Source organism: Acetobacter persici (genome assembly GCF_018256955.1).
Taxonomy (GTDB): Bacteria; Pseudomonadota; Alphaproteobacteria; order Acetobacterales; family Acetobacteraceae; genus Acetobacter; species Acetobacter persici.
Window position 1 is genome coordinate 42094 of the sequence record NZ_JAERKU010000008.1, and the last position, 25490, is coordinate 67583.

The following is a 25490-nucleotide window of genomic DNA, read 5'->3' on the forward strand; positions in this document are numbered from 1 at the left end:
TGCGTCATGCAGGCGCACCGGGTTTTTGTTTTTTTGATAAGACAGGCATAGTCTTGCAGCCCGTCAGACAGTGCAGAGGATAGGGGTGTGCAAAGGCGAGAAGACAGGAAAAATCTGTTGTTCTCAAAGCGGATATTCTCCGGAGTCGGCTTGCGCGGGCTACAGGTCCTGCTGTTTTGCGGCGTTGTGCTCTATGTGCTGAGTTACGCCATCATTCCGTTCTCGGATGGAGATCCTGCCTATTACGCCATCGTCGGGCGCGGCCTGCTGCGGGACCACGCCCTGCCCTACCAGTATGCTTTTGATCACAAACCCTTGGGTGCTTACCTGTTCTATGGGGTGTGGGACCGGATTGTTCCTTTTTATCCGGGCAAATTTACACTTCTGGCAGGGTTTCTGATCGGGGTTTTTGTCGCCCTTGGCCGTACATTCGGGTCATTCAGCCGGATAACCGCCTTTGCTCTTTTTAGTGTCTGTGGCGCTCTTTTTGATGTGCTGTCAGGCAATACAGAACTTGTTGTGGTAACGGGGCAAGCAGTGTGTCTTGCGGCCCTGCTCAGGGGTATTGAGACAGACGCCTCAGCCCTGTTCTTTCTGGCTGGATGTGTCGCGGCTTTTACGGTTTCAATCAATTATCTGGCGGCTGTGTGCCTTGTTGGGCCTGTGGCGCTGATACTGCTCTCTCCCGGATGGTTCCGGCTTTCCCGCTGCATGCTGGCAGGGCTGGGAGTTCTGGCAGGCTTTGGGGTGCTGTTTGCGCCGTATGGTTTTGCCGGACATAGCGCGTTGCAGGCATATTTTTCCATGCAGTTTGAGTTTCTGCGCCACTATGGTGTTGCGGTATCGGAACGCATACCGGGCGTTCTGCGCATGGTTTTTTACGGTGTTCTGATGGCCCCGGTGCTGGTGGCGTGGGTCAGGCGCTTTCCACCCGGCCTGCGGCAGGAGGCGACCCGCCGCCCCCTGATCCTGCCAGTCTGGTTCCTGTCCTCATTTCCGGCGACGTTGCTCTCAGGGCATGCTTTTGACCATTATTTTACGCTGTGTTTTGCCCCGGTTGTGCTCATGCTCGCTATTCTGTGGAAAGAGGGGGCACGCCCTTCCACTCTGTCTTTGATGCCTCTGTTGGGGCTCTCTTTGGTCTGTGTGGGGCTTGAGACGAAAAAGAATTTCAATATCGCGCGGGACATGGCGCATGTGGATTATGCCGAGGTGGCGCGGCTGGTCGGGGATGCGTCGGTTCTGAATATTCGCACTTACCACGCGGTTTTTTATCGTTCTGATCTAAAACCGTTCGATGTGTATCTGTTCAGCACGCATATCGATATTCTGTTCGGTGATCACGCATGGATGCGTTATATGCAGGACCTCCGGCAGCATCCCCGTTTTGTTATAGCCCCCTACGCTGGGTGTGCGCGGCATGTGGTGGAAGCGCCGGTCTGCCAGTGGCTTCAGGACCATTATGAGCAGGTTTATGCTGTGAATATTTCGCACAGACATAAAAGCGGACCGAATAAATTCTCTTTTTCACTCTACAGATTTCGGGAATAGAAAGATGATGAGGGTTCGTGACGCCTGTCCGGCGGATATCCCGCGGATTACCACCATTTATAACCATGCGGTTCTGCACACCACAGCCATCTGGAATGATCAGGTGGTGGATGATGCAAACCGTCTGGCATGGCTACGGGAGCGCCAGCAGGCGGGGTATCCGGTTCTGGTGGCTGTCTCTGCGGACGGGCTGGTGGCGGGCTATGCGACCTTTGGCCCCTGGCGCGCGTGGGATGGATACCGGCAGACGGTGGAACATTCCGTCTATGTGCATCCGGAGTGCCAGCGGCAGGGTGTCGGGCAGTTGCTGATGCATGCCCTGATTGAGCAGGCGCGTGCGCAGGGGAAGCATGTCATGGTGGCGGGGATTGATGCCGCCAATACTGGCTCTGCCGCGCTGCACAGGCAGTTCGGGTTTGAAGCGACGGGGGTGATGAAAGAGGTTGGCTGCAAATTTGGCCGCTGGCTGGACCTGACATTTTTTTGCCTGAAGCTGGATGCGCGGCCTAACCCCTGAAGGACGACCGGGGGTTGAAAAGATTGACGCTGAAGGAGCAGGGTGAGACACCAGTCCTTTCCATGGAACGGAGCAGTGTAGTTCGTGTTTGACGGCCATCTTTCCTCCCTTGCCGGTCGTACGCGGGCATGGACCGACAGTTTGTTTGTGGACCACGCTATTTTCCGGCTGGTCTGGACAAACTTTCACGCCGTGGTGCCGGGTAAGGTGTACCGCTGTAATCACCCCACCCCGGCGCGCCTGAAATGGGCCATGCGGCGGTTTAAGCTGCGTACGCTTGTAAATCTGCGCGGCCACCGGAAGTGCGGGTCCGATGCGCTGTCCCGCACTGCGGCGGCCAGACTGGGGCTGGCCCATGTGGATATGGCGTTTGAAAGCCGGGGCGCACCGCACCGGGACCGCATTTTGCGTTTTGCAGGCCTGTATCAGCAGATTGCGTTCCCGATGCTGATGCATTGCAAATCCGGCGCGGACCGTGCCGGGCTGGCATCCGGGCTGGTGATCCTGTTTGAAGGCGGCACGGCGGAGCGGGCGCTAAAGGAGCTGTCCTGGCGGTTCGGGCATTTCCGCCAGTCCCGCACAGGGATTCTGGATGCATTTTTCCTGCGGTATCAGGCCGAAGCCGAAGGGCGTATTCCGTTTCTGGACTGGGTGCGTGATGAGTATGATGAAACGGCTCTGAAGCGCGATTTTGTGGCCGGAAAAATTGCTTCTTTCATGACAGATCAGGTTTTACGCAGAGAGTAAAAAAGAGCATGGATGCACAGTCTGCGCCGGGAACACCGGCTGACACCCTGCCTGCATCCCACCCGCCGGTGCCTATTTTTGCTGCGGCGCTGGCAATTTTATCGTGGGCCAGTTCTTACCCTGTGGTGCGGCTGGCGTTGCAGTTTTTGCCCCCCATTCCTCTGGCTGCAGCGCGGTACGCGCTGGCCGCACTTCTGGCGCTGATATGGGTTGGCTGGACGCGCCCCCGGTTGCCGCGTGTGCAGGATTTGCCGCGCTTTGCTGTGTGCGGCGCGATTGGCATTTCCCTTTATAATATCCTCTTCAATGTGGGGGAGCAGACCGTCTCCGCCGGGGCGGCCAGTCTGCTCATTAGCTTTTCACCTCTCATTGCGGCACTTCTTGCGGTGGGCATAATGGGGGAGCGGCTGTCTGTCTGGGGCTGGGTCGGCTCCCTGATCAGTTTTGGGGGTGTGATACTGGTTGCGCAGGGGCAGCCGGGCGGCCTGACATTTGGCTCCGGTGCCGCGGATGTGCTGGGGGCGGCGTTTTCCGCCGCGGTTTATAATGCCGTCCAGAAAAAACTTGTGGCAGTATATGGCGCTTTGGCGACAACGGCTTACGTGCTGATTATTGGCGCTGTGCTGCTTACCCCATGGCTTCCGCAGGCGTTGAGCAGCTTACAGGCGGCACCCGTGTCCGGCTGGCTTCTGGTTGTGCAGCTTGCTGTCTTTCCCGCCATTCTGGGCTACGGGGCCTGGGCGCATGTGGTGGGCAGGATTGGCGTTGCCCGCTCCTCCGGCTTTATCTATCTGCTGGCCCCCACAACATTATTGCTGGCGTTTCTGATCACGGCGGAAGTACCCGACTGGCGGATGCTGCTAGGCGGAGCCATTATTCTGGCCGGTGTGGCGCTGATGAATACGCTGGGCCGTGTCAGGCCCGGTCAGAAGCAGCCTGCTTCGCAGTTACAAAAAACGCCGGAGGTCTGACCCCCGGCGTTTCCTGTTTTTCTAAAACCATCCTGAAAAGGAAGGGGTTTTTTAGATCGGAATCGTCCGTTCCAGCGTTGTGCTGAGTGCGGTCAGGCCCGGCAGAACCTTGCCTTCCAGCCATTCCAGAAACGCACCGCCTGCGGTGGAAACATACGTCATGTCTTCCAGCACACCGGCGTGACGCAGAGCGGACACAGTATCCCCGCCCCCGGCAATGGTCTTCAGGCTGCCTGCCTTGGTCAGACGAGCGGCTTCCTGTGCGACGGCATTGGTGCCTTCATCAAACGGTGGCAGTTCAAACACGCCCAGAGGGCCGTTCCACACCAGCGTTTTCAGGCCAGCCAGTTTGGCTTTCAGCAGTTTGACCGTCTCCGGCCCCACATCCAGTGCCATCCAGCCATCCGGAATTTCCGCAACCGGTGCAACCAGCGTGGGAGCACCGGCCATGAAGTCTTCAGAAAGGACAACATCTACTGGCAGAACCAGATCGCAGTTCTTTTCCTGCGCCTTGGCGATAATCTGCCGGGCGGTGTCGAGCATATCGTCTTCTTTGAGAGATTTGCCGACCTTGAAGCCTTTCGCCGCGAGGAAGGTATTGGCCATAGCCCCGCCGACCACCAGAACATCCACGCGTTCCAGCATGTTTTCCAGCAGCGCAAGCTTGGTGGACACTTTCGCGCCGCCAACAATGGCGCCAACCGGATGCTCGGGGTTTTCCAGCGCCGCATCCAGAGCAGAGAGTTCCGCTTCCATCAGCCGCCCGGCAAAAGATGGCAGATGTTCGGCCACACCGGCGGTGGAGGCATGGGCACGGTGCGCTGCGGAGAACGCATCATTCACATACACATCCCCCAGCTTTGCCAGTTCAGCCGCCAGATCCGGTGCGTTGGTTTCCTCACCGGGGTAGAAGCGGGTGTTTTCCAGCAGCAGCACTTCCCCGTCTTTCAGGGAGCGTGCTGCGGTTTCCGCCTGCGGGCCGATGCAGTCATGCATAAAGCTGACAGGCTTGCCTAGCGCTGTGGCCAGAGCCGTAGCCATGGGTTCCAGAGACAGGCCGGGCACAACCTTGCCCTTCGGGCGGTCAAAATGGCTGAGCACAATCACGCGCCCGCCTTTGTCCGCCAGTTCCCGGATGGTGGGCACAATGCGCTCAATGCGCGTCATGTCCGAAATCTTTCCGTCCTGCATCGGGACGTTCAGATCGGCTCTCAGCAGGATACGCTTGCCCTGCGGGTCAAGCTTATCCAGCGTGTTGAAGGGGAGGATGGCCATCAGAGTGAACCGAACAGGGCCGCAGTATCGGACATGCGGTTGGAGAAGCCCCATTCATTATCATACCAGGAGCAGATACGGACCAGCTTGCCACCATCAACCAGCGTGGTCTGGGTTGCATCAAAGCTGGAGGATGCCAGCGTGTGGTTGAAATCGGAGCTGACCAGCGGCGCGTCGGAATAGGCCAGAATGCCTTTCAGCGGTCCTTCGGACGCGGCAGCCTTGATGGCGGCGTTGACCTCTTCCACAGAGCCCGGCACTTTTTTCGGCACGAAATCAAGTGAGACGAGGGAGACGTTGGCTGTCGGGACGCGAATGGCGGTGCCATCCAGCTTGCCTTTAAGCTGCGGCAGAACCAGACCAACGGCGCGGGCAGCGCCCGTGGAGGTCGGGATCATGTTCAGCGCGGCAGCGCGGGCGCGGCGCAGGTCTTTATGCAGGGTGTCTACCGTGCGCTGATCCCCTGTGTAGGAATGGATGGTGACCATGTAGCCCCGTTCAATCCCGAACGTATCTTCCAGCACCTTGGCCACAGGAGCCAGACAGTTGGTGGTGCAGGAGGCGTTGGAGATGACCGTCATGTCCGGCGTCAGCACGTTCTGGTTCACGCCGTAGACGATGGTGGCATCCGCGTCTGTGCCCGGAGCGGAAATAATCACCTTGCGGGCGCCAGCGGCCAGAAGCTGACCGGCTTTTTCCTTGGAGGTGAACAGGCCCGTACATTCCATGGCCACATCCACGCCCTGAAACGGCACCTTGGAAGGGTCACGCTCGGCGGAGACGGTAATCGGGTCCCATGTGCGGCCATGTGCTGTGATGATCAGCTTGTTGCCATCAACCTTGACGTCAGCCGGCAGGCGACCGTGCACGCTGTCATAGCTCAGCAGGTGAGCGTTATCAGACACGCTGCCCAGATCGTTAATGGCGACCGGCACAACATCCGTGCGCCCGCTTTCAATAATACCACGCAGAACAAGCCGGCCAATACGCCCGAATCCGTTGATCGCAATTTTGACTGCCATGTTTTTTAAGCTCCGTTTTTTTATTCTATGGTCTTGTCGTTAACGGTCCCCGAACGCGGGTCCGGGGCTGGTCCGGCGTGCGCAGGGAAGACCCCCGCTCAGCGCCTGAGGTAAGAAGATGCGCCCGCACCTTCTCACAGATCGCCTCAACAGTAATGCCGAAACGTTCATACAATGCGTTGGCCGGGGCGGACGTGCCGAAATCATCCATGCCAACAAAAACTCCTTCTTCACCAAGCCAGCGTTCCCAGCCAAAGCCGGAAGCGGCCTCAATCCCCACGCGCAGGCCAGAGGCGCCCAGCACGGTTTTGCGGTAGCTGGCGGGCTGTTCAGCAAACAGCTCCCAGCACGGGATGGAAACCACGGTGGCCCGGATATCCTGCCGGGCAAGATGGTGCGACGCTTTCAGCGCAATGGCAACCTCCGGGCCGGAGGCAATCAGCGTGACCTGCCGCATCTCTTCCTGCTTCACCACATACCCCCCGCGGGAGGGAGTGCCGAAGGCGGGAGCAGGGAGCGGCCCGTGCTGGTTTTCATACGGGCAGAGCAGCAGCATGGCCGGGCCGCCCTGCCATGTAAGGGCGGCCTCCCAGCAGGCGGTGGTCTCCCGCACGTCACACGGGCGGAAAACGGCCAGATGCGGCATGGCGCGCAGGCTGGCGAGTTGCTCCACAGGCTGCCAGCCGCCGCCGCCATCCCCCAGCGCCAGCCCGTCCCCTGTCAGCAGATACAGCACTTTGCGGCGCATGAGAGCGGCCATGCGCAGGGCGGAACGCATGCGGTCCACCGTCATCATGCTGGCGGCACAGCAGGGCAGCAGGCCGCCATGCAAGGCAATACCATTTAGCATGCCAGCCATGCCGTGATCCTGAATGCTGCAGGACTGCTCAGCCGGGAGCAGCCGCGCACGGGCCTGCTGTGTGGCGGGCAGGGCAACGGGTGCGGCCAGATCAAGCCGATAGGCCGAGGCCGCAGTCAGGCAGACCAGTTCCGGTAGCAGTTCAGAAAGAGCGCGCAGTCCCGCAAGGCCAGCATCCTGTGTGGCGTGTCCTTCCGCGCTCTGCATCTGCCAGTGGCAGGCGCGGTGCCAGTCTTCCTCAAACAGCGCCGGGCGCTGGCCCTGTATCTCCCGCTCAAAGGCTGTGCGCAGGCGGTGGCGCGCAAAGCGGCGCAACCAGGAGCGGCGTGTGGTGGCACCGCGCCGGGCGGTGGGGCTCCATGGGCCGGTCAGCTCTTCTTCCGGAGGGAGGTGGGGCTCGGCCAGAGCATGACCGGGGGCGGAGGGCAGGCAGGCGATCAGCGTTGGTTTGCGCGCCCGGAGAGTAGCGGCCAGCGCGGAACTGATGGCAGCGGCATTGCCAGCATCCACCTTACGTACGGTCCAGCCGGAGGCGCTGAAGCGGGTCAGCGAATCGGCAAAGTCTCCATTATCAGGGCCTGCGGGGGGTGTGACGAGAACGGCCAGCCTGTCCAGCCCGAAGCGCCCGGCAAGCTGGGCGGCTTCCATCGCCACACCCGTTGCAAGGTCCGTATCCTGCGCAACGACCCATGTGCGGTGGTTGACCAGAGAGCGGCCAAAGCGGCGCGCCAGCGTCTGTTCCGCAAAGGCCATGCCCACGGCGGCGGCGACGCCCTGCCCTGCCAGCCCCGGTGCAACTTCCACCGCAGGGTGGCGGCCATATTCCAGCGGGAGGGCGGCCTCTGTTGCCGGGCCGGTCAGGCGCAGCATGGCGCGCAGCAGGGGCAGCATGGTGGTGGAGGGGACGACAAACCGGTCCCGGTCCGGCCAGTCGGGGGCGCTGGGGTCAAACCGTAGCACGCGGCACCATAGGGCGGTTACGGGCAGGCACATCCGGTTCAGCAAGGTGCGGGCGTGGGGCGGCAGGTGTTCCGCATTCAGCAGCAGGCGCGCGGCGCGGCTCATTCTGGCCACGGCGCTTTGCTGGGCGGAAAGCTGGGTCTCTTCCCGCAGGTCGGTCGGGTCTGTCGAAAGGGCTGCTGCCATTCGCCTGCCTTGCCGTAACGGGCCTGTCCTCACGACAGGTCTTCCTGATCGTGCCCTGCTCAATAAAGCCGGGCGGGGAGGAGAGCAAGTTTTGCGGCCCGGATAAGAGGCTTTACCTTGCGTCCGCCGCAAAGGAGCGCGAATAGAGGACTGGAAGAGTCCCCCCTTGTCTGACACCGGAGTTCTGCCCGTTATGCTGTCTGTTTCCCGCTTTACAGAAAAGGGGCCGTTTTTCCGGGTGGCGCTTGTGGCAGGTGTTGCGCTGTGCCTGAGCGGGTGCAAGCTGGTGGACCAGAAAACCTTCAATGCGCGAGCAGGCAAACCGCCTGTGCCCTATATTCCGCCCGCCCCGCCCGGTCCGCCGCCGGTGCCGCCGCTGATCGAGCTTGTCGCGGGAACGTCTCCAAAAGAATGGAGCGGGCCGGTGGAGCAGATTGTGCATAAGGCGCTGGCGAGCAAGCCTGACATTCTGTTTGTGGTGCAGTGTCTGGTGCCACCGGGCGCGGATTCCGCGACAGACCAGCAGGCGCTGGTCCAGCTTGTGCAGGGTGACGGGCAGGCCGTAACGCAGGCCATTATCAAGGATGGGGCCTCTCCCGCACAGGTGGAAATGGCCGCTATGCCGGATTCGACCGTGACGAAGTCCGTTATCAGGGTGTATGTGAAGTAACCCTGACAAGTTTATGTGAAGACCGGCCAGACGGCCGACGGGCCCTGCGCCGAGCCCCGACCGTTTCTGACGACGCGAGGAGAGTAGAAGCGTGGGATCAATCAAAAACGCCCGGCATCCGTTTTATGAGCACTGCCATACGGCGTTGAATGCGATCAGGCAGCAGGGGCGTTACCGCACATTTACCCCGCTGGCACGCCTTGCAGACCGTTTCCCTCTATATGAGGAAGAGCTGCCAGCCCTGCCGGAAGGCCGGGAAGTGATTGTCTGGTCCACCAATGATTATCTGGGCATGGGCGTGGTGCCGGAAGTGCAGGAGGCCGCGATTGCGGCCATCCGTGAGCACGGTGCCGGGGCCGGTGGCACCCGCAATATTGCCGGAACCAGCCCGCTGCATACCGCGCTGGAAGCTGAACTGGCCGGCCTGCATGGCAAGGAAGCCGGTCTGCTGTTTGGCTCCGGCTATGTGTCCAATCAGGCCAGCCTCCAGACTATTCTGACCTCCATGCCCGGCTGGATCTGTTTTTCAGACCGCCTGAACCATGCCTCCATGATTGCGGGCATCAAGGGCGCGCGCGGCTCCCAGACGGTTATTTTTGAACATAATGACTTGAAGGACCTTGAGGCAAAGCTGGCCGAAGCGCCTGCGGACGCCCCCAAGCTGATCGCGTTTGAAAGCGTCTATTCCATGGACGGGGATGTGTCCGACATTGCCGGAATCTGCGCGCTGGCCCGGAAATATAACGCCCTGACCTATCTGGATGAAGTGCACGCCGTTGGCCTGTATGGCGAGGAAGGCGGCGGGATCTCCCAGCGGGATGGCGTGGCGGATCAGGTGGATATTATTGAAGGCACACTGGCCAAGGGCTTTGGTGTGCATGGGGGCTACATCACGGCCTCGGCCGAGATTGCGGATTTCCTGCGCTCCACCGCATCAGGCTTCATTTTTACCACCGCCCTGCCTCCCTCAGTTGTGGGGGCAGCGCTGACCAGCGTACGTAAGGTGCGGGCTGAAAACTGGCGGCGTGAGAAAATGTTTGAGCGGGTGAACACCTTCCGCGCCCGTCTGCGGGCTGCCGGGGTGCCCTTTACCATGACACCCAGCCATATTGTGCCGATTCCGGTGGGCGATGCGGAACGCTGCAAGCGGATCAGCCGCCGTCTGCTGGTCGAATACGGGCAGTATGCCACCCCCATCAATTACCCCACGGTGCCGCAGGGCACGGAGCGCCTACGCCTGACGCCGGGGCCGTTCCATACGGATGAGATGATGGATGAGATGGTGCGCGCTCTGGCGAGTCTGCTGCGGGAAGAAGGCATTATGCCTGCCCGCCAGACGGAAGATGCCGCCTGAAACGCTGAGGGTATAAAAGCCTCATTCTGCCTGCCCCCGGCTCACAGAGTCCGGGGCAGGCCAGAGGGCTTAGTGTGTTGCTTTACGCAACCGGTCGAGGGCGGCTTTCAGGTCACTCTCAGACGCAGCGCCGGGAATAATTTCACGGTTGCCAATAATGAAGGTCGGCGTGCCTTCCAGATCAATCGCTTTTGCCAGTTCGACATTTTTGCTTAGTGCTGCCGTCACGGCCGGGCTTTTCATGTCTTTCTGCAGGCGGTCAGCATCCAGCCCGAGATTTTCAGCAATACGATGGATCCGCTCGGCGGAGGGGGCGGAGGAATCCGTCATCAGAGCTTTCTGGAACGGGACATATTTGCCCTGAAGCCCTGCGGCCATAATGGCCTGTGCATCCATCACGCTGTTAGGCCCGAGCACGGGAATGACTTTTAAAACCAGCCGGAGGTCAGGCTCGGAGCCGAGCAGATGGTCCACATCGCCCAGCACCTTGCGGCAATACTGGCAACGGGGGTCATAAAATTCGACCACTTCCAGCTTGCCGGATTTATTGCCCAGCACAACATCCGTCGTGCTCTGGCCATACTGCGCCCTGTTCCGGCGCACCGTCTCCAGCGCGGACGAGGCTTTTCTGGCGGACGCCTGCGCCTGTAGGGAGCTGATGGCGTCTGACAGGATGGAAGGGTCCGTCCTGAGCGCATTCCGCAGGATTTCAACAATTTCAGCACGCTGTGCGGGGCTGAAGCTGCTGTCCGCCGCCTGTGCGGAAACCGCACTGCCGCAGAGCAGGAGGAGGCTTGCGGCTCCGGCCAGAGCGGCGCGCCTGAAAGAAAAGGTTATCAGCTTTTTCATCGTGTCTTTATGTGTAAAGCAGAACCGCTGGGATGGAAATGCCGCGTGTGTGTTGCTGCATGCCCGGAACAGCGGTAATCCAGAACAGAGTTTCAGACGCCCGGCATGCGGGCAGACCAGAGCAATGGAGACATCAAGGCGTGCCCGAGCATTTCATGAAGACCTGTTCAGCCCGGATGGCGTCGCTACTGATGGCCTGTTCCCTCACCATCCCCCTGACAGCCTGTAGCATTTTTGCGGATGATAGCCCGGCCCGGCAGTCTCACCCTGCCCTGACGGGGTTTGTGGGGGAAGTTGTTGCGGATGAACCGCAGGCGGCTCTGGTCGCGCGGGATGTGCTGGCGCAAGGCGGTAACGCGGCGGATGCCGCGGCGGCTCTGGGGCTGGCCTTGTCCGTCACCCTGCCCTCCCGTGCCTCGCTGGGGGCAGGTGGCGCCTGTCTGGCCTGGCGTCCGGGGGATGCGCAGGGGCAGGCCTTTGTTTTCCTGCCGCGCGCGGGGCAGACCCCCGCGCAGTCTGACCGCCCGGCAGCCGTGCCCATGCTGGCCCGAGGCCTGTATCTGATGCAGTTGCGCTATGGCCACGTTGACTTTGCGGATCTGGTCGTGCCCGCCCGTAATCTGGCGACGGATGGGGTGCCGGTGGGTGGTCTTCTGGCGTCCGATCTGGCGGCGGTGCAGACGCCGCTGCTGGCGGATGAAAAGACGCGCGCCATTTTTGCCAACAGCAACGGCACCGTTCTGGGCGCGAATGACCTGATGGTGCAGCCGCGTCTGGCCGGGGCGCTTGAGCGCCTGCGGATCGCCGGGGTGGGGGACCTGTATAATGGCTCTCTGGCGCAGAGCTTTACGCTGGCATCTCAGGCAGCGGGTGCGGGCCTGACACCGGCGGATATGCGCAGCAGCCTGCCTGTGGCGGAGCAGCCGCTGACCCTGCGCTCCGGCGGGCTGGATATCAGCTTCCTGCCGCCGCCAGCCGATGGCGGGCTGGGAACGGCCGCTGCTTATAGCGCGATGGATGACCACGGCCATTCCGGCGTGCGGGCGGAATCTGTTGTATCCGGCTGGCGCGCCCGTCAGACCGGCAAAGGGACCGCGATGACCGCAGCGGATGCGCAGGCCCTGTTGCAGGGTGGCAGCCTGCCTTCCGGGTCTGCTCTGCCGCCCCTGCCTGCGTCCACATCTTTTGTGGTGACGGACCGGACGGGTGAGACGGTCAGCTGCGGCCTGACCATGAACAATCTGTTCGGCACCGGCCGTGTGGCTGGCTCGACCGGGATCGTGCTGGCGGCCTCCCCCGTGCGGCGTCCGCTGCCATTGCTGACGGCGGCTATCGCGCATCAGGGCACCAGCCAGTTCCGCGCTGCGGCGACGGCTTCTGGCCAGAATGTTGCGGCGGATACGGCAGCCATTGCATTGCGGGCCGCGATTGCCGGGCAGCGCCCGACTGTGACGGACGGTGTGGGGCGCGCCAATTTTGTGTCCTGCCCTGCGGGGCTGCCGGGCGATTCCGGAAAATGCTTCGGGTGGACCGATCCGCGTGGCTCTGGCCTTGCGGTCTCTTCCAGCCATACCAAATAAAGTCTGTCGCGCTGGCGGCAGGAGGCAAGGCGGCTTCGGGCCGCCTGTTTCCGGCTTGAAGTGTTCTTGTTTTGTTTCTATAAGAACAGGCGGAAATATCATTTTTAAGGTGCCTGAGCGAGGATCGGGGCGTGATCCCGGTCATTGCCCGGTACGCGGCTTTTATGGCACGTCTTGAAACAGTGCAGCACTCCCGGCCGTAGTCGATGGCCACAGGAAAGGTGAATGATGGATAAGGCAAAAGCTCTTGAAGGCGCGCTCGGGCAGATTGAACGGGCTTTTGGGAAAGGGTCTGTCATGCGGCTGGGACAGCGCCCGAAGGAACAGGCGGACGTGGTTCCTACCGGCTCTCTGGGGCTGGATATCGCTCTGGGGATTGGCGGCCTGCCGCGTGGCCGTGTGATTGAAATTTACGGCCCGGAAAGCTCCGGTAAAACCACGCTGGCGCTGCATGCCATTGCAGAGGCCCAGAAGCGGGGGGGCACCTGCGCCTTTATTGATGCCGAGCACGCGCTGGACCCCGGCTACGCCAAGAAGCTGGGCGTGGATATTGATAATCTGCTGATCAGCCAGCCCGACGCGGGTGAGCAGGCGCTGGAAATTGCGGACACACTGGTGCGCTCTGGCGCGATTGATGTGCTGGTGGTGGATAGTGTGGCGGCCCTTGTGCCGCGTGCCGAGCTTGAAGGGGATATGGGTGACAGCCATGTCGGCCTGCATGCGCGGCTGATGAGTCAGGCGCTGCGCAAGCTGACAGGCTCCGTTGCGCGCTCCAACACCATGATGATCTTCCTGAACCAGATCCGTCTGAAAATTGGCGTGATGTTTGGCAACCCGGAAACCACGACGGGCGGGAACGCACTGAAGTTCTACGCCTCCGTGCGTCTGGATATTCGCCGCATCGGGTCCATCAAGGACAAGGATGAGGTGGTGGGCAACCAGACGCGGGTGAAGGTGGTCAAGAACAAGATGGCCCCGCCGTTCCGTCAGGTCGAGTTCGATATCATGTATGGTGAAGGCATCAGCAAGGTCGGGGAACTGATTGATCTGGGCGTGAAAGCCGGTGTGGTGGAGAAGTCCGGCGCATGGTTCTCCTATGACAGCCAGCGGATTGGTCAGGGGCGTGAAAACTCCAAGCAGTTCCTGCGTGACCATCCTGAAATGGCTGCCGAGATTGAACGCAAGGTGCGTGAGCATTCCGGTATTGTAGCGGAAGCCATGATGCTGGCCCCCGAACACCATGTGGAAGACTAAGCGGTTCTTTCCAGTCGTTTAGACCCAGCCTGAAACAGGCCGGGACAAAAAGCTGGCTTCGGGATCATACGAGGCCAGCACGGCTTTTTCAGCCTCTGAAATGTCTTCTGGCGTAAAGCCCTGCTTTAGCCAGAATGTGCGGGCTGGCCCGGTTGCTGTCAGGCTGAGCACCGGCAGATTTGCCTTTCGGGCAGCGTGTTCTGCCAGCCGGATGGCCTCTTTGGCGCGCCCCTGCCCCCTTACGGTTTCAGCCAGAGCAAGGTCATGCAGATACCAGCTTTCCGGCTGGGCAGGCAGATGGTGCAGAAGGCAGTTCAGACGCGGGGAGAGATGCCCTGCCCACGGGTGGCTTATCAGATAGCCATGCACCCCGCTGGCATCGGCCAGCACAAAGCAGCCTGACGGGGCAAGACTCAGCCGTTCTCTGAAAATATCGTCATCTTCCGGATAATCCGGGTGGATGTGTGCCGCGAGTGTTATGATGGCGGCAAGATCATCTGGTCTCATGGGGCGCCAGATGATATCTGCGTTGAGATGTGTCATGAGAAGATGGCCGGGGCGCGGGTCCGGGTAAAAGAAAACATCATGTTCTTATGATATCATGCAGAGAATGGGAACGCGAACGCGGGCAGGTGAATGACTGAGCGGTTAAGACTGACCTTGCGGGTGGATGCGGACAAAAAACCTGCTCTGGGGCATGGAAAAATTCGTCTGCTTGAGCAACTGGCGGAAACAGGGTCTATTTCTGCGGCGGGGCGCGCCATGGGGATGTCCTATCGCCGGACATGGCTGCTGGTGGATAGTCTGAACCAGATGTTCCGTGAACCGCTGGTCGTGACGCGGCCCGGCGGCGGCGGTGGCGCGTTTCTGACAGCCGAAGGCGAGGCTGTGGTGCGCTGTTACCGGGATATTGAAAAACAGGCGGCACAGGTTGCCGAGGCCCATCTTGCTGAACTTGAAAAACTCTTAACACCACAAACCGTGGAATGCCCTTAAAAAGCCGTATCGCACGGTGATTTTGTCACAAAAGAAATTTTTAGCCCCTAAATCATAGGGAATTCGGGAGTCTGGAGTGTCTTCATCTGTACAGCGGCGGGACTTAATTCGGATTGGCGCGGGGGCGACACTCGCTACTCTGGCTGGCGGGGTCGCCCGGCAGGCGCGGGCCGAAGGGCTTGAAGGAGCGACGGGTATGTTTGATGACATGACGGTGCGGCAGATTGCCCGTCGTCTTGCCAGTGCGCCCTATCACGGGCCGGACCAGACCTTGCCCAAAGCGCTGGATAATCTGAATTTTGACCAGTTCCGCAGCATTGCCTACCGGGAAGACCGGACGTTGTGGCATGATGACAGTCTTGCGTTTGATGTTGCGTTTTTCCCGCGAGGCTTTCTCTACCGTCCCCGGATTGATATTTTTGAGATCAAGGACGGGAAATCCGAGCCTGTTCCCTACTCCGCCGATCTGTTCACCTATGGTGACCCATCCCTGAAAGTAGACGAAAATCTCGGCTTTGCCGGGCTGCGTCTGCGCACGCCTATCAACACCCCCGGTGTTATGGAAGAATTCTGCGTGTTTCTGGGGGCATCCTACTTCCGTGCCGTCGCCAAAGGGCAGAGCTATGGCCTGTCTGCCCGGGGTTTTGCGGACGGTACAGGGGACCCGAAGGGTGAGGAATTTGCCCTCTTCCGGGCCTTCTGGCTGGAAAAACCGCAGCCGGGCGTAAAAGCCGTGGTGGTGCACGCGCTGCTGGACAGTCCCTCCGTTGCCGGGGCGTTCCGCTTTACCATTCGTCCGGGCGATACGACGGTGTTTGACGTGCAGTCCACCCTCTATCCCCGCACCAAAATTGACCAGTCCGGCATCGCTCCGCTGACGGGCATGTTTTATTTTGACGCCAATGACCGCACACATGTGGATGACTGGCGTCCCGCCGCGCATGACAGTGAGGCCCTCCAGATGTGGACCGGCGCAGGGCAGGAACTGTTCCGCCCGCTGCGGAACCCGCTGGATCTGCAATTCTCGGCTTTTTCGGATGATTCCCCGCGGGGCTTTGGTCTGATGCAGCGCCGCCGGAACTTCCATGATTTTGAAGATCTGGCCCTGAATTATGAAAAACGGCCGTCTCTGTGGATTGAACCCATCGGGGACTGGGGTCAGGGCTGGGTGGATCTGGTGGAAATCCCGACCCCGAATGAAGTGAATGACAATATCGTCTCCTTCTGGCGGCCCAAAACACCGCTGGAAGCCGGGAAGGAATACAGCTTTACCTACCGGATGTACTGGGGGTGGGATGCCCCCTTCCCCACGCCGCTGGCCCGTATTGGCGCAACCCGCGTCGGGGCCGTGGTGGACGATAAAACGGCCCGCTTCTTCTCCATTGATTTTATGGGTGTGCCGTTTGAGCGCCTGCCCAAGGACACAAAGTTCCATCTGGAACCACAGTCTTCCGCCGGTAAAATCCGTAATGTGGTGGTAGAACCCAACCCGAATATCAATGGCTGGCGTACAACCTTTGAATTTGTGCCGGGGGATGAAAAAGTTGTGGAGCTGCGCTGTGTTCTGGCAGCAGACAGCGGCCCGGTCTCAGAAGAATGGGTGTATCGTTGGACGCCGTAATGACATCGCCTGACCTGCACGCCATACCCTTCTTTCAGGCCCTGCCGCCAGAAGCACCGCTGGCCATGCCGGTGCAGGACCTGCATGCCGCGCCGGATATGGAAGGCCGGAGCAGAACGCCTTCCACCTCCCCGGCAAGTATTGGTGTGCGGCGCTTTCTGGTGCTGGGGTCAGCCCTTGCGCTGACTGTTTTTGGCGCATGGCGCACCCACAAAGTGCTGGACGCCAATGGCACCACCATCCTTGGTGTGGTGATGCTGGTGCTGTTTGTGGCGTTGTTCCTGTGGATTGCGCTGGCATTTACCTCCTCCCTCGCCGGGTTTGTCTCGCTGATTACCCGTGGTGGCCTTGGTCTGGGCATTACCCGCTCTGGCCCCCTCCCTGTCCTGCGGTCCCGCACGGCTCTGCTGCTGCCCACGTATAATGAACCCCCGCATCGTGTGATGGCGGGGCTGAAGGCCATTTACACCAGCCTGTGTGAAACAGGTCAGGTCGGGGCATTTGACGTTTTTATCCTCTCCGACACCACAAACCCGGATGTGTGGGTGGAAGAGGAAGCGGCGTTTCTTGCTCTGCGCGCCCAGACGGGGGGTGAAAACCGCATTTTCTATCGCCGCCGCCACAACAATGTGGAACGCAAGGCCGGGAACGTGGGGGAATGGGTACGCCGCTTTGGCGGTGCTTATGACACCATGGTCACGCTGGATGCGGACTCCGTCATGTCTGGCGAGACACTGGTGCGGATGGCCGGAGCCATGGAGCGCAACCCCGGTGTCGGGCTGATTCAGACATTGCCGGTGATTGTGGGCGGCACCACGCTGTTTGCCCGCCTCCAGCAGTTTGCGGGGCGTGTTTATGGGCCGGTGATTGCGCACGGTATTGCCTGGTGGCATGGCTCGGAAGGTAATTACTGGGGCCATAATGCCATTATCCGCACACAGGCTTTTGCCGGGCAGGCTGGTCTGCCGCATGTGCCGGGACGCAAGCCGTTTGGCGGCCATATTCTGAGCCATGACTTTGTAGAAGCCGCTCTGATGCGCCGGGGTGGCTGGGCCATTCATATGGTGCCGGGGCTGGATGGGTCTTACGAGGAAAGCCCGCCCTCTCTGACGGATGTGGCTATTCGTGACCGGCGCTGGTGTCAGGGCAACCTGCAACATGTGAAAGTGCTGCCCACTAAAAAGCTGCACTGGATCAGTCGGATGCATATGGTGGTGGGGATTGGTGCATACGTCACCTCCCCGCTCTGGCTGGTGTTCCTGCTGACCGGGATTCTGATTTCCCTTCAGGCGCATTTTGAGCGGCCCGAATATTTTGGGGATACCAAACTGCTTTATCCGCACTGGCCGCATGTGGACCCGGTGCAGGCAAAGTACGTGTTTATCGGCACCATGGCCATTCTGCTGGCCCCTAAGCTGCTGGCCTATATTGCGCTGCTGTTTGACCGCGCAACCTGCCGGGGGTGTGGCGGAGCCATCCGCGCCGCGGCGTCCGTGCTGGTGGAAACGCTGATTGGTGGTCTGATTGCCCCCATCGCGATGCTGATCCAGACCTCCGGCGTGCTGTCCATTCTCTCCGGGCATGATTCCGGCTGGAATACGCAGAAGCGGGATGACGGCGGCGTGCCGTTTATGGTTGTTGTGCGTCAGTACGCCAAATTTACCATTTTTGGCCTGTTGCTGGGGATCGGCGCGTGGGTTGTCTCCCCGTCCCTGTTCTTCTGGATGACGCCTGTGCTGCTCGGGCTGGTTTTTTCCATTCCTCTGGTTGTCATGACCAGTAGCCGGGATGTGGGGCAGAACTTTAAAAAAGCAGGCCTGCTTCTGGTGCCGGAAGAAACGCATCCGCCGGATGTGCTGGTGAAGACGGAACAGGCCGTGGCCGAAGATCACGGCCCTGCTCTGCCGGATGATGCTTTGCGTGCCCTGCGGGCGGATGCGGGGCTGCTTCAGGCGCATGCAGCCATGCTGCCCCCACCCCGCAAGGCGGGGGACCCGATCAACCCTGATCAACTGGTCGGTTTGCTAAAAGTGGCGGAAGCGCCGAGCCTTGCGGTGCTGGAAGCACATCTGACGCTGAAGGAAAAAGCCGCTGTTCTGGGTTGTGCGGAAGGTCTTGCGGCCATAAGCCGCCTGCCCGCCTGATCTTTCAGTTGGATTGACAGAAAAAGGAAGAAGAGCGGTTTATCCCGGTCTTCTTCCTTTTTTATTGCGCCTGTTTTGGCCGGTTGGCCGGAGCGGACGCTGGTGAGTCTGGAGTCCGGGCGTGCGTTTAATGGATGCGCGCGCCGCCCACCCAGACTTCCTGAACCGCAAAAGCGGAGTCCAGCACAACAAAGTCAGCCCGCTTTCCGGCTTCCAGCGTACCCCGGTCCGTCAGGCCCAGATACCGGGCCGGATTGGTGCTGAGCAGCGCCGCAGCTTCCAGTAGCGGCGTGCCAGCCTGAAGGACGTTGCGTAATGCCTGATCCAGCGTCAGAACGCTTCCGGCCAGACTGCCATCGGGCAACCGGGCGGTGCCGTCTTTCACCATCACATCCTGCCCGCCAAGCTGGCTGGGGCCTTCGGGGAGGCCGGTGGCGCGCATGGCGTCTGTTACAAAAACCAGCCGCCCGCCCATAACGCGATGCGCGAGCCGGAACGTGGCCGGGTGGACGTGGTGGGTATCAAAAATCATTTCCGCGTAGGCATCGCTGCACATCAGGGCGGTAACGGGACCGGGCTTGCGGCTGGTAATGGGGGCCATAGCGTTGAACAGATGTGTGCCCCCCGCTACGCCCCCGGCAGCACAGATCTGGCAGATCGCGCTGCTGGTTTCTTCATACTCCGCGACGGTATGACCAATGCTGACGCGCACCCCGGCCTCTGCAAACTGTTTGATGGCGGTCTGGCTGTGCGGGAGTTCCGGCGCAAGGGTTACAACGCGCACACAGCCCGTCCCCAGTGCTTCGGCCACGTGTTCCGCAGTTGGCGCAATGGCATAGGGGGGCTGTGCGCCCAGCTTGTGCGGGCTGACAAACGGCCCTTCCAGATGCGCCCCATGCACCACCGGACCCTTGGGAATTTGCGAGCGCACCACTTCCGCGACAGCACGCAGCGCCTCCATCACGTCAGCCCATGGGCGGGTGATGGTGGTGGGCAGGAGAGTGGTGGTGCCGTGCTGTGCGTGGAAGCGGGAGAGCGTGTGAATGGCCTCCACGCCATCCATGGTGTCTGCGCCGTTGCCGCCATGCACATGGCCATCAATAAAGCCCGGCAGAATATAGCGGTCCGGCACAGCGCTCCGGGTTTCAGTGGCCTCAATCTGTCCGGAGAAAGAGAGGCGTCCCGGCATGATCCGGTCAGGAAGAACGAGGTGTCCATCAAGCTCTGACATAGGGGGCTCCTGTTTTTGAAAAATCTATGTGTTCAGAGCATGCGCAAGGCGTGCAATCCATTCTGCGTCCACCGGCCATCCGGCCAGTCTGGCGGCCTGCACAAGGCCACCGCCAACAGGCGGCAGGCGCGGAGGTTGCGGTGCGCCGCACAGGTCCGTCAGTTTGGTGCGGAGCAGCGAGCTCTTGAACACACTTCCTGCGTAGCTCCACGGCAGGTCATGGTCAGAAAAACGCGTGCGGGCCGTCTGAACAAGAACGGCGAGGTGCTGCGCGGCCTGTGTGATAAGCGCACGGGCTTCCGGGCAACCGGCTTCCGCCATATCATCAATCAGCCGGGCGCAGTGGGCAATGGCGGGGCGGGGGCGGTCCTGCTGGTTATACCATCCCAGCAGAGCGTCCAGTGCTGCCGGATTTGCATCGGGCCAGTTCATGGCAGCGCAGATCTGCCGGGCGAAGGACTGTGCTTCCGGAGCGCGTCCGTCCATGGCCTGACAGACCCGTTGCAGGGCTTTGCGGCCAATCCAGTACGCGCTGCCTTCATCGCCAAACACGGGGCCCCATCCGCCCACGCGGGCTGTCTGGCCAGCGCCGTCTGAGGCCCAGGCCATGGAGCCTGTGCCGGACAGCAGGAGGACGCCAGCACCCCCGGCAAACGCGCCGATGCAGGCCATGTCCACATCATTGGTCAGGCTGGTAGGTGTTGCAGGGAAAAGCTGCTGCACATGCGCCTGAAGCTGGCGGCCGGTTTCCCGGTTCTCCCCGTACCCGGCAACACCGAAGGCCGCGGCCTGCACACCAGAGGCCAGCGGGGAGACAAGATCCGTGAGAATGGACTGCCAGTCCGGCTGATCAAACGGGTTGCAGCCCCGGGTGACCTGCTGGGCCTGAACGGACGCGTCCGGCCCAACCCGTACTGCCAGTGTTTTTGTGCCGCCGCCATCAACGGCCAGAATGGCCGGACCGTGCGGAAGGTGGGGGGGCACAACAGGCTCAGGCATAGGATCGTGCTCGGGTCAAAAGGGCGCTCTTTGCAAGGGAGGCGGAAGACAGGCCCTCAGGATTATATCGTTTTCAAAATAGATGCCAGAGGCAGCCCGGGCCTCTTTTCAGGCGGGCTCAGGGGGCAGGGGCGGGGCCATCCGGAATGCTGCCCAGCCGCTCACAGGCCTGCGCCAGGGCTTTTTCCGGGTTGGGTGTTTCACAAAGCTGCCGCACGTCGGGGGAACAGATCTCGATGGAATTTTCAAAATCGGATTCCAGCACGTCCTGCGCAATGGCCAGATCCTGATCATTCGTGCGGGTCTGTTCTTCCTGCAACTGGGCCTGTGTTTTGTGCAGTTCCTTCAGAGAGTCGATGCAGGCGGGGCTGGCGGCCTCGGGCTTGTATTGCAGCACGGCCAGTTCCTTCTGGAGCTGTGCGTTGGGCACGGTGCTGCGTACGGAGGAGGTGTTATCTTCATCCTCGGCATGCGCGTAAAAAGGGACTGCGGTCAGGGCGGAAGCCAGCAGGACCATGGCGGCATGGGGGAACAGGCTGAATTTGGACACGCGCAGACTCTCTGAAGGGGCAAGGAATGGCTCAGACCTTATACCTCCTAGCCTGCCGCTTCCCGCAAGGCAAAGAGGGAAAAGGGCAGGGTTGGCAGGCGGCGCGGTTTGGTGCTATCTGTGCTCCCGGAAAGTCGGCGGTGGACGGGCGCCTTGCTAACCTGGTCAGGTCCGGAAGGAAGCAGCCCTAGTGAGTTTCGTCCGGGTCATCGTTCGGCTTTCCACCTTTTTCCGCTCAGGGCCTCAGGCCGCAGGAGCGTGAGTTTTTTTCCTCGGAACTGTCATGACCGATAAGACCGAAGCGCACCACTCCCGGGATGACGGGCTTCCCGATCCTGTGATGGAAGGCCCCGGTCTGTTTGGCGATGCGCCGCCCGCGGTACCCGCACCGGCCCCGGAACCTCAGACTTCCTCCCCCTATCGCGTTCTGGCGCGCAAATACCGGCCCACCACGTTTGATGACCTGATTGGTCAGGAAGCGATGGTCCGCACCCTGCGCAACGCCTTCGCGCTGGGGCGCGTGGCGCATGCCTTTATGCTGACTGGCGTGCGCGGGGTGGGGAAAACGACCACGGCGCGGATTATTGCCCGCGCACTCAACTGTATTGGCCCGGATGGCAAGGGCGGCCCCACGGCAGATCCGTGCGGAGTATGCGCCAACTGTGTCGCCATTCTGAATGACCGGCACCCTGACGTGCTGGAAATGGATGCTGCCTCCCGCACCGGCGTGGATGATGTGCGCGAGATTATTGAGGCCACGCGGTTCCGCCCCATGCAGGGCCGCATGAAGGTCTTTATTATCGACGAAGTGCACATGCTCTCACGCAACGCCTTCAACGCGTTGCTCAAGACGCTGGAAGAGCCGCCTGCGCAGGTCACGTTCATTTTCGCCACAACGGAATTACGGAAGGTGCCGGTAACGGTGCTTTCCCGCTGCCAGCGGTTTGACCTGCGCCGCGTGCCGCAGGCTGATCTGGCCGCGCTGTTTGCCCGGATTGCTGAAAAAGAACAGGTCCGGCTGTCTGAGGACGCTCTGGCGCTGATTGCCCGTGCGGCGGATGGCTCCGTGCGTGATGGTCTGTCCCTGCTGGATCAGGCGATTGCGCAGGGTGAGGATGCGCCCGAAATCGGCGCATCCGTTGTGAGTGACATGCTGGGGCTGGCCGACCGGCAGGTGGTGTTTGACCTGCTGGAAGCCGCCATGACCGGCAAGCCCGATCAGGCTCTGGCGCTGGCGGATGCCGCCCATGCCCGCGGGGCGGATCTGGGGCTGGTTCTGGGCGATATGCTGGACCTGATCCACACCATCTCCCGCCTGCGGGCCGTGCCCTCCCTGCGGGATTCGTCAGATATGCCGGAAGCCGAACGGGTGCGTGGCACCGAAATGGCGGAAGCTCTGCCCGTACCGGTGCTGATGCGCGCCTGGCAGATGCTGGTGAAGGGGCTGAAGGAAGTGGAAATGGCACCAGACCGCCGCGCTGCGGCGGATATGGTGCTGATCCGTCTGTGCTATGTGGCAGACCTGCCCTCACCGGAGGATCTGGTGCGGCGGCTGTCCGGGCAGGGAGGGACTCAGCCTTCTGGGTCCTCTCTCTCCGGGCCACAAACCGGGGCTGGCGGTCCGGAGGGACAGACGCCCTCTGCCCTGAGGGACGCCCGGTCTGACGGCGGCAGATCGGGCGGACAGGACGGCCCGCCACCCCTGCGTATGGTTGCGGGAACATCCGTGGCGGCACGAGCCCCTGCTGCGGTGGCGGCTGTTGCCGTGCAGGAGCCTGTGCCAGAACATGATCTCACACCGCCTCCGGTGCCTGACGCCGAGCCGGATCCCGTCCCCGCGCCGGAACCGCGGGGGCCAGTGGTGCCCCGGACCTGGCGTGAGGCAGTTGCTCTGGTGAAGGACCAGCGGGAGGCGCTGCTGCACGGTACCCTGCGCAATGGGGTGCACATTGTCTCTTTTACGCCCGGTGCCATTACCATGCGCATGCAGCCGGGGTTACCGGCGGATCTGCCGCGCCAGTTTCAGAAAGTGCTGGAAAACGCGTCTGGTCTATCCTGGCGTATTCGCCTGTCTCAGGAGGAAGGCGAGCCCACGCTGGATGAGCAGGGGGCGGAAATTATTCAGTTCCAGCGGCGTACCGCGCAGGCGCACCCGCTGGTGAAGGCCATTCTGGCCGTCTTTCCGGATGCGGAACTGGGGGATGTGCAGGATCATGCTCTGGATGAATATGGTCTGCCGCCGGAAGAACCGCCTGAACTTGTCTTCGCCCCGCTTGACGCTGAGCTGCTGGACGAGGATGAACGACCTTCCGATCCCGGCCTTTCAATAGACTAGGCCGGACAAATGGGCTGCACGGATGCAGCCAGACAAGGAGAGATGCTGTGAAAAATCTTGCCGGACTGATGAAGCAGGCCACCCAGATGCAGGCCAAAATGGAAGCCATGCAGAGCTCACTGGAAGCCATGAATATTGAAGGCTCCGCAGGGGCAGGCATGGTGACGGTGGTGCTGAGCGGCAAGGGTGACATGCGCTCCATCCGGATTGACCCGAAACTGGCCGACCCGGCGGAAATGGAAATGCTGCAGGACCTGATTATGGCGGCCTGCGCCGATGCCCGCACCAAGCTGGACGCAAAGGCTGCGGAAGAAATGCAGAAAGTTACCGGCGGCCTGAACCTGCCTGCTGGCATGAAACTGCCGTTCTGACCCGGCTGCGCGCGGTATGGGTGGGCATGAAATAGAGCAGCTGATCAGGCTGCTGGGGCGGTTGCCGGGCTTTGGCCCGCGCTCTGCGCGCCGGATTGCCCTGTTTTTACTGCGGGACCCGCAGGCCCGCCTTGTGCCGCTGGCCCGCGCGCTGGAGCGTGCGGGAGAGGCGATAAAAACCTGCTCCACCTGCGGGAATCTGGACACGGTTGACCCCTGCCATATCTGCACGGACCCCCTGCGGGACCCCGGTGTGGTGTGTGTGGTGGAAACTGTGGGAGATCTCTGGGCGCTGGAGCGGGCCGGTGTGCATCGGGGGGTCTATCAGGTGCTGGGGGGCACGCTCTCCCCTCTGGCCGGGATTGGCCCGGAAGACCTGAATGTTGGCCCTTTGCTGGAGCGGCTGGAGCAGGGCAGCGTGCGGGAAGTGATTCTGGCACTGGGCGCGACGGTAGAAGGAGCGACAACCATGCACTGGCTGATGGATAAACTGGCTTTTTATGAGGGCGTGACCGTCAGCCGTGTCGCGCAGGGGATGCCCGTGGGGGGTGCGCTGGATGTGCTGGATGATGGCACACTGGCCGCAGCCCTTGGCGCACGGAGGCCCGCATGACGCAGGCAGAAACCAGTGCGGGTGTGACAACGGTGCCGCTGAGTGTCTTCCCACTTTCTCCCGCGCTCCCGCGCCGCGCGCTGGTGACGGGCGGCAAGGCGCGGCTGGGGCAGGCCATTGTGCTGGCTCTGGCCGAGGCGGGGTTTGATGTTGCCATCCATTACCGGGGAGACCGGCAGGGTGCGGAAGAAACGCTGAAAGCCGTCGAGGCACGTGGCCGTAAAGGCTGCCTGCTTCAGGCTGATCTGGCACGGGAAGAAGAGGTGACACCGCTTGTTCCTGCCGCCATGCAGGCGCTGGGTGGCCCGCTGGGGGTGCTGGTAAACAACGCCTCGACCTTTGAGCGGGACGAATGGGATAACACCACGCGCGAGAGCTGGATGGGGCACATGAAGCCCAATCTGCGCGCGCCGTTTGTGCTGATGCAGGATTTTGCCAGAGCCCTACCTGCTCAGGCGGAGGGGATGATCCTGAACATGCTGGATGAGCGTGTCTGGTCTCTCACACCGCATTTTATCAGCTATACGGTGTCCAAAAGCGCATTATGGACGCTTACGCAGACCATGGCGCTGGCGCTGGCTCCTAAAAAAATCCGGGTGAACGCCATTGGTCCCGGCCCGGCGTTGCCTAGCCCGCGTCAGACGGAAGAGCAGTTTGCAAAACAATGCGCGTCCGTGCCGCTGGCCCATGGAACATCCCCGGCGGAAGTGGCCCGTGCGGCGCTGGCCCTGCTGACCCTGCCCTCCGTAACCGGACAGATGCTGGCGCTGGATGGCGGACAGCATCTGCAATGGTCACCCGCGCTCCCCCCGGGCTGCGTGCTGGAAGAATAGGA

The 25490-nt window shown here is 61.4% G+C and carries 23 protein-coding genes and 1 other RNA gene; 16 read left to right on the forward strand and 8 right to left on the reverse strand.

Features of this window, described 5'->3' with window-relative positions; translation table 11 throughout:
- The first annotated feature begins 150 nt into the window (after positions 1 to 150).
- From JK199_RS10240 to JK199_RS10255, 4 genes are all read left to right on the forward strand, one after another.
- On the forward strand, positions 151 to 1551 hold the full coding sequence (locus JK199_RS10240; RefSeq protein ID WP_212375644.1) for a hypothetical protein: 1401 nt from the start codon (positions 151 to 153) through the stop codon (positions 1549 to 1551).
- A 4-nt stretch (positions 1552 to 1555) separates the two neighbouring features.
- On the forward strand, positions 1556 to 2068 hold the full coding sequence (locus JK199_RS10245) for a GNAT family N-acetyltransferase (RefSeq protein ID WP_342356314.1): 513 nt from the start codon (positions 1556 to 1558) through the stop codon (positions 2066 to 2068).
- Between the two features lie 84 nt (positions 2069 to 2152).
- Positions 2153 to 2815, forward strand: coding sequence for a fused DSP-PTPase phosphatase/NAD kinase-like protein (locus JK199_RS10250; RefSeq protein WP_212375647.1), 663 nt, complete (start codon positions 2153 to 2155; stop codon positions 2813 to 2815).
- Positions 2816 to 2823: 8 nt separating this feature from the next.
- Entirely contained in the window at positions 2824 to 3786 is a 963-nt protein-coding gene (locus JK199_RS10255; protein WP_212375650.1) for a DMT family transporter, read from the forward strand.
- 51 nt (positions 3787 to 3837) lie between these two features.
- On the opposite strand, the gene JK199_RS10260 is transcribed toward JK199_RS10255, so the two are convergent.
- The 3 genes from JK199_RS10260 to JK199_RS10270 are packed head-to-tail and all read right to left on the reverse strand — an operon-like array spanning position 3838 to position 8088.
- Complete coding sequence (locus JK199_RS10260) at positions 3838 to 5061, reverse strand: phosphoglycerate kinase (RefSeq protein WP_025828330.1); 1224 nt, start codon at positions 5059 to 5061, stop codon at positions 3838 to 3840.
- Positions 5061 to 6083, reverse strand: coding sequence for a type I glyceraldehyde-3-phosphate dehydrogenase (gene gap / locus JK199_RS10265; RefSeq protein WP_025828332.1), 1023 nt, complete (start codon positions 6081 to 6083; stop codon positions 5061 to 5063). Before gap ends, JK199_RS10260 begins: the two co-directional genes overlap by 1 nt.
- Positions 6084 to 6108: 25 nt before the next feature.
- Entirely contained in the window at positions 6109 to 8088 is a 1980-nt protein-coding gene (locus tag JK199_RS10270; protein WP_212375653.1) for a transketolase-like TK C-terminal-containing protein, read from the reverse strand.
- 166 nt (positions 8089 to 8254) lie between these two features.
- Between JK199_RS10270 and JK199_RS10275 the strand changes: the two genes are divergently transcribed.
- The gene (locus JK199_RS10275) at positions 8255 to 8758 is read left to right on the forward strand and encodes a hypothetical protein (protein ID WP_237388919.1); all 504 of its coding nucleotides are present in this window, start codon (positions 8255 to 8257) and stop codon (positions 8756 to 8758) included.
- A 91-nt stretch (positions 8759 to 8849) separates the two neighbouring features.
- Positions 8850 to 10112 (forward strand): 5-aminolevulinate synthase, encoded by a 1263-nt coding sequence (gene hemA / locus JK199_RS10280; RefSeq protein WP_212375656.1) that lies wholly within the window; start codon positions 8850 to 8852, stop codon positions 10110 to 10112.
- A 69-nt stretch (positions 10113 to 10181) separates the two neighbouring features.
- Here the strand turns inward: hemA and JK199_RS10285 are convergent, their stop codons facing one another.
- The gene (locus JK199_RS10285; protein WP_212375659.1) at positions 10182 to 10961 is read right to left on the reverse strand and encodes a DsbA family protein; all 780 of its coding nucleotides are present in this window, start codon (positions 10959 to 10961) and stop codon (positions 10182 to 10184) included.
- A 176-nt stretch (positions 10962 to 11137) separates the two neighbouring features.
- Here JK199_RS10285 and JK199_RS10290 point away from each other — a divergent pair, with 176 nt between their 5' ends.
- Both JK199_RS10290 and recA read left to right on the forward strand, forming a co-directional pair.
- Positions 11138 to 12541: a gamma-glutamyltransferase gene (locus tag JK199_RS10290; RefSeq protein ID WP_408742368.1), complete on the forward strand. Its 1404-nt coding sequence runs from the start codon at positions 11138 to 11140 to the stop codon at positions 12539 to 12541.
- Positions 12542 to 12769: 228 nt separating this feature from the next.
- Entirely contained in the window at positions 12770 to 13795 is a 1026-nt protein-coding gene (recA, locus tag JK199_RS10295) for a recombinase RecA (protein WP_237388949.1), read from the forward strand.
- 18 nt (positions 13796 to 13813) lie between these two features.
- Here the strand turns inward: recA and JK199_RS10300 are convergent, their stop codons facing one another.
- On the reverse strand, positions 13814 to 14302 hold the full coding sequence (locus JK199_RS10300; RefSeq protein WP_244985064.1) for a GNAT family N-acetyltransferase: 489 nt from the start codon (positions 14300 to 14302) through the stop codon (positions 13814 to 13816).
- A gap of 129 nt (positions 14303 to 14431) precedes the next feature.
- Between JK199_RS10300 and JK199_RS10305 the strand changes: the two genes are divergently transcribed.
- The 3 genes from JK199_RS10305 to mdoH all read left to right on the forward strand — a co-directional run bounded on the left by JK199_RS10305 (position 14432) and on the right by mdoH (position 18556).
- The gene (locus JK199_RS10305; RefSeq protein ID WP_025828710.1) at positions 14432 to 14791 is read left to right on the forward strand and encodes a winged helix-turn-helix domain-containing protein; all 360 of its coding nucleotides are present in this window, start codon (positions 14432 to 14434) and stop codon (positions 14789 to 14791) included.
- A 76-nt stretch (positions 14792 to 14867) separates the two neighbouring features.
- Positions 14868 to 16412 (forward strand): glucan biosynthesis protein, encoded by a 1545-nt coding sequence (locus JK199_RS10310; RefSeq protein WP_086655628.1) that lies wholly within the window; start codon positions 14868 to 14870, stop codon positions 16410 to 16412.
- Positions 16412 to 18556, forward strand: a complete 2145-nt coding sequence (gene mdoH, locus JK199_RS10315; protein WP_244985065.1) for a glucans biosynthesis glucosyltransferase MdoH — start codon at positions 16412 to 16414, stop codon at positions 18554 to 18556. Before JK199_RS10310 ends, mdoH begins: the two co-directional genes overlap by 1 nt.
- Before the next feature lie 127 nt (positions 18557 to 18683).
- Here the strand turns inward: mdoH and nagA are convergent, their stop codons facing one another.
- The 3 genes from nagA to JK199_RS10330 form a co-directional block, all read right to left on the reverse strand.
- Complete coding sequence (nagA, locus tag JK199_RS10320) at positions 18684 to 19745, reverse strand: N-acetylglucosamine-6-phosphate deacetylase (protein WP_408742369.1); 1062 nt, start codon at positions 19743 to 19745, stop codon at positions 18684 to 18686.
- 66 nt (positions 19746 to 19811) lie between these two features.
- Entirely contained in the window at positions 19812 to 20786 is a 975-nt protein-coding gene (locus JK199_RS10325) for a BadF/BadG/BcrA/BcrD ATPase family protein (RefSeq protein WP_212375673.1), read from the reverse strand.
- Between the two features lie 118 nt (positions 20787 to 20904).
- The gene (locus tag JK199_RS10330) at positions 20905 to 21336 is read right to left on the reverse strand and encodes a hypothetical protein (protein ID WP_025828718.1); all 432 of its coding nucleotides are present in this window, start codon (positions 21334 to 21336) and stop codon (positions 20905 to 20907) included.
- Positions 21337 to 21464: 128 nt separating this feature from the next.
- On the opposite strand from JK199_RS10330, the gene ffs reads away from it, so the two are divergent.
- From ffs to JK199_RS10355, 5 genes are all read left to right on the forward strand, one after another.
- Positions 21465 to 21562, forward strand: an RNA gene (gene ffs, locus JK199_RS10335) — signal recognition particle sRNA small type.
- Positions 21563 to 21619: 57 nt separating this feature from the next.
- Positions 21620 to 23671 carry a DNA polymerase III subunit gamma/tau gene (locus JK199_RS10340; RefSeq protein WP_212375676.1) on the forward strand — a complete coding sequence of 684 codons (2052 nt, stop codon included), beginning with the start codon at positions 21620 to 21622 and terminating at the stop codon, positions 23669 to 23671.
- Between the two features lie 47 nt (positions 23672 to 23718).
- A complete protein-coding gene (locus tag JK199_RS10345) occupies positions 23719 to 24042 on the forward strand; it encodes a YbaB/EbfC family nucleoid-associated protein (protein WP_025828722.1) in 324 nt (107 codons plus the stop codon).
- 16 nt (positions 24043 to 24058) lie between these two features.
- Positions 24059 to 24655 carry a recombination mediator RecR gene (gene recR, locus JK199_RS10350; RefSeq protein ID WP_025828724.1) on the forward strand — a complete coding sequence of 199 codons (597 nt, stop codon included), beginning with the start codon at positions 24059 to 24061 and terminating at the stop codon, positions 24653 to 24655.
- 32 nt (positions 24656 to 24687) lie between these two features.
- Positions 24688 to 25488, forward strand: coding sequence for an SDR family oxidoreductase (locus tag JK199_RS10355; protein WP_212375768.1), 801 nt, complete (start codon positions 24688 to 24690; stop codon positions 25486 to 25488).
- Positions 25489 to 25490 lie beyond the last annotated feature (2 nt).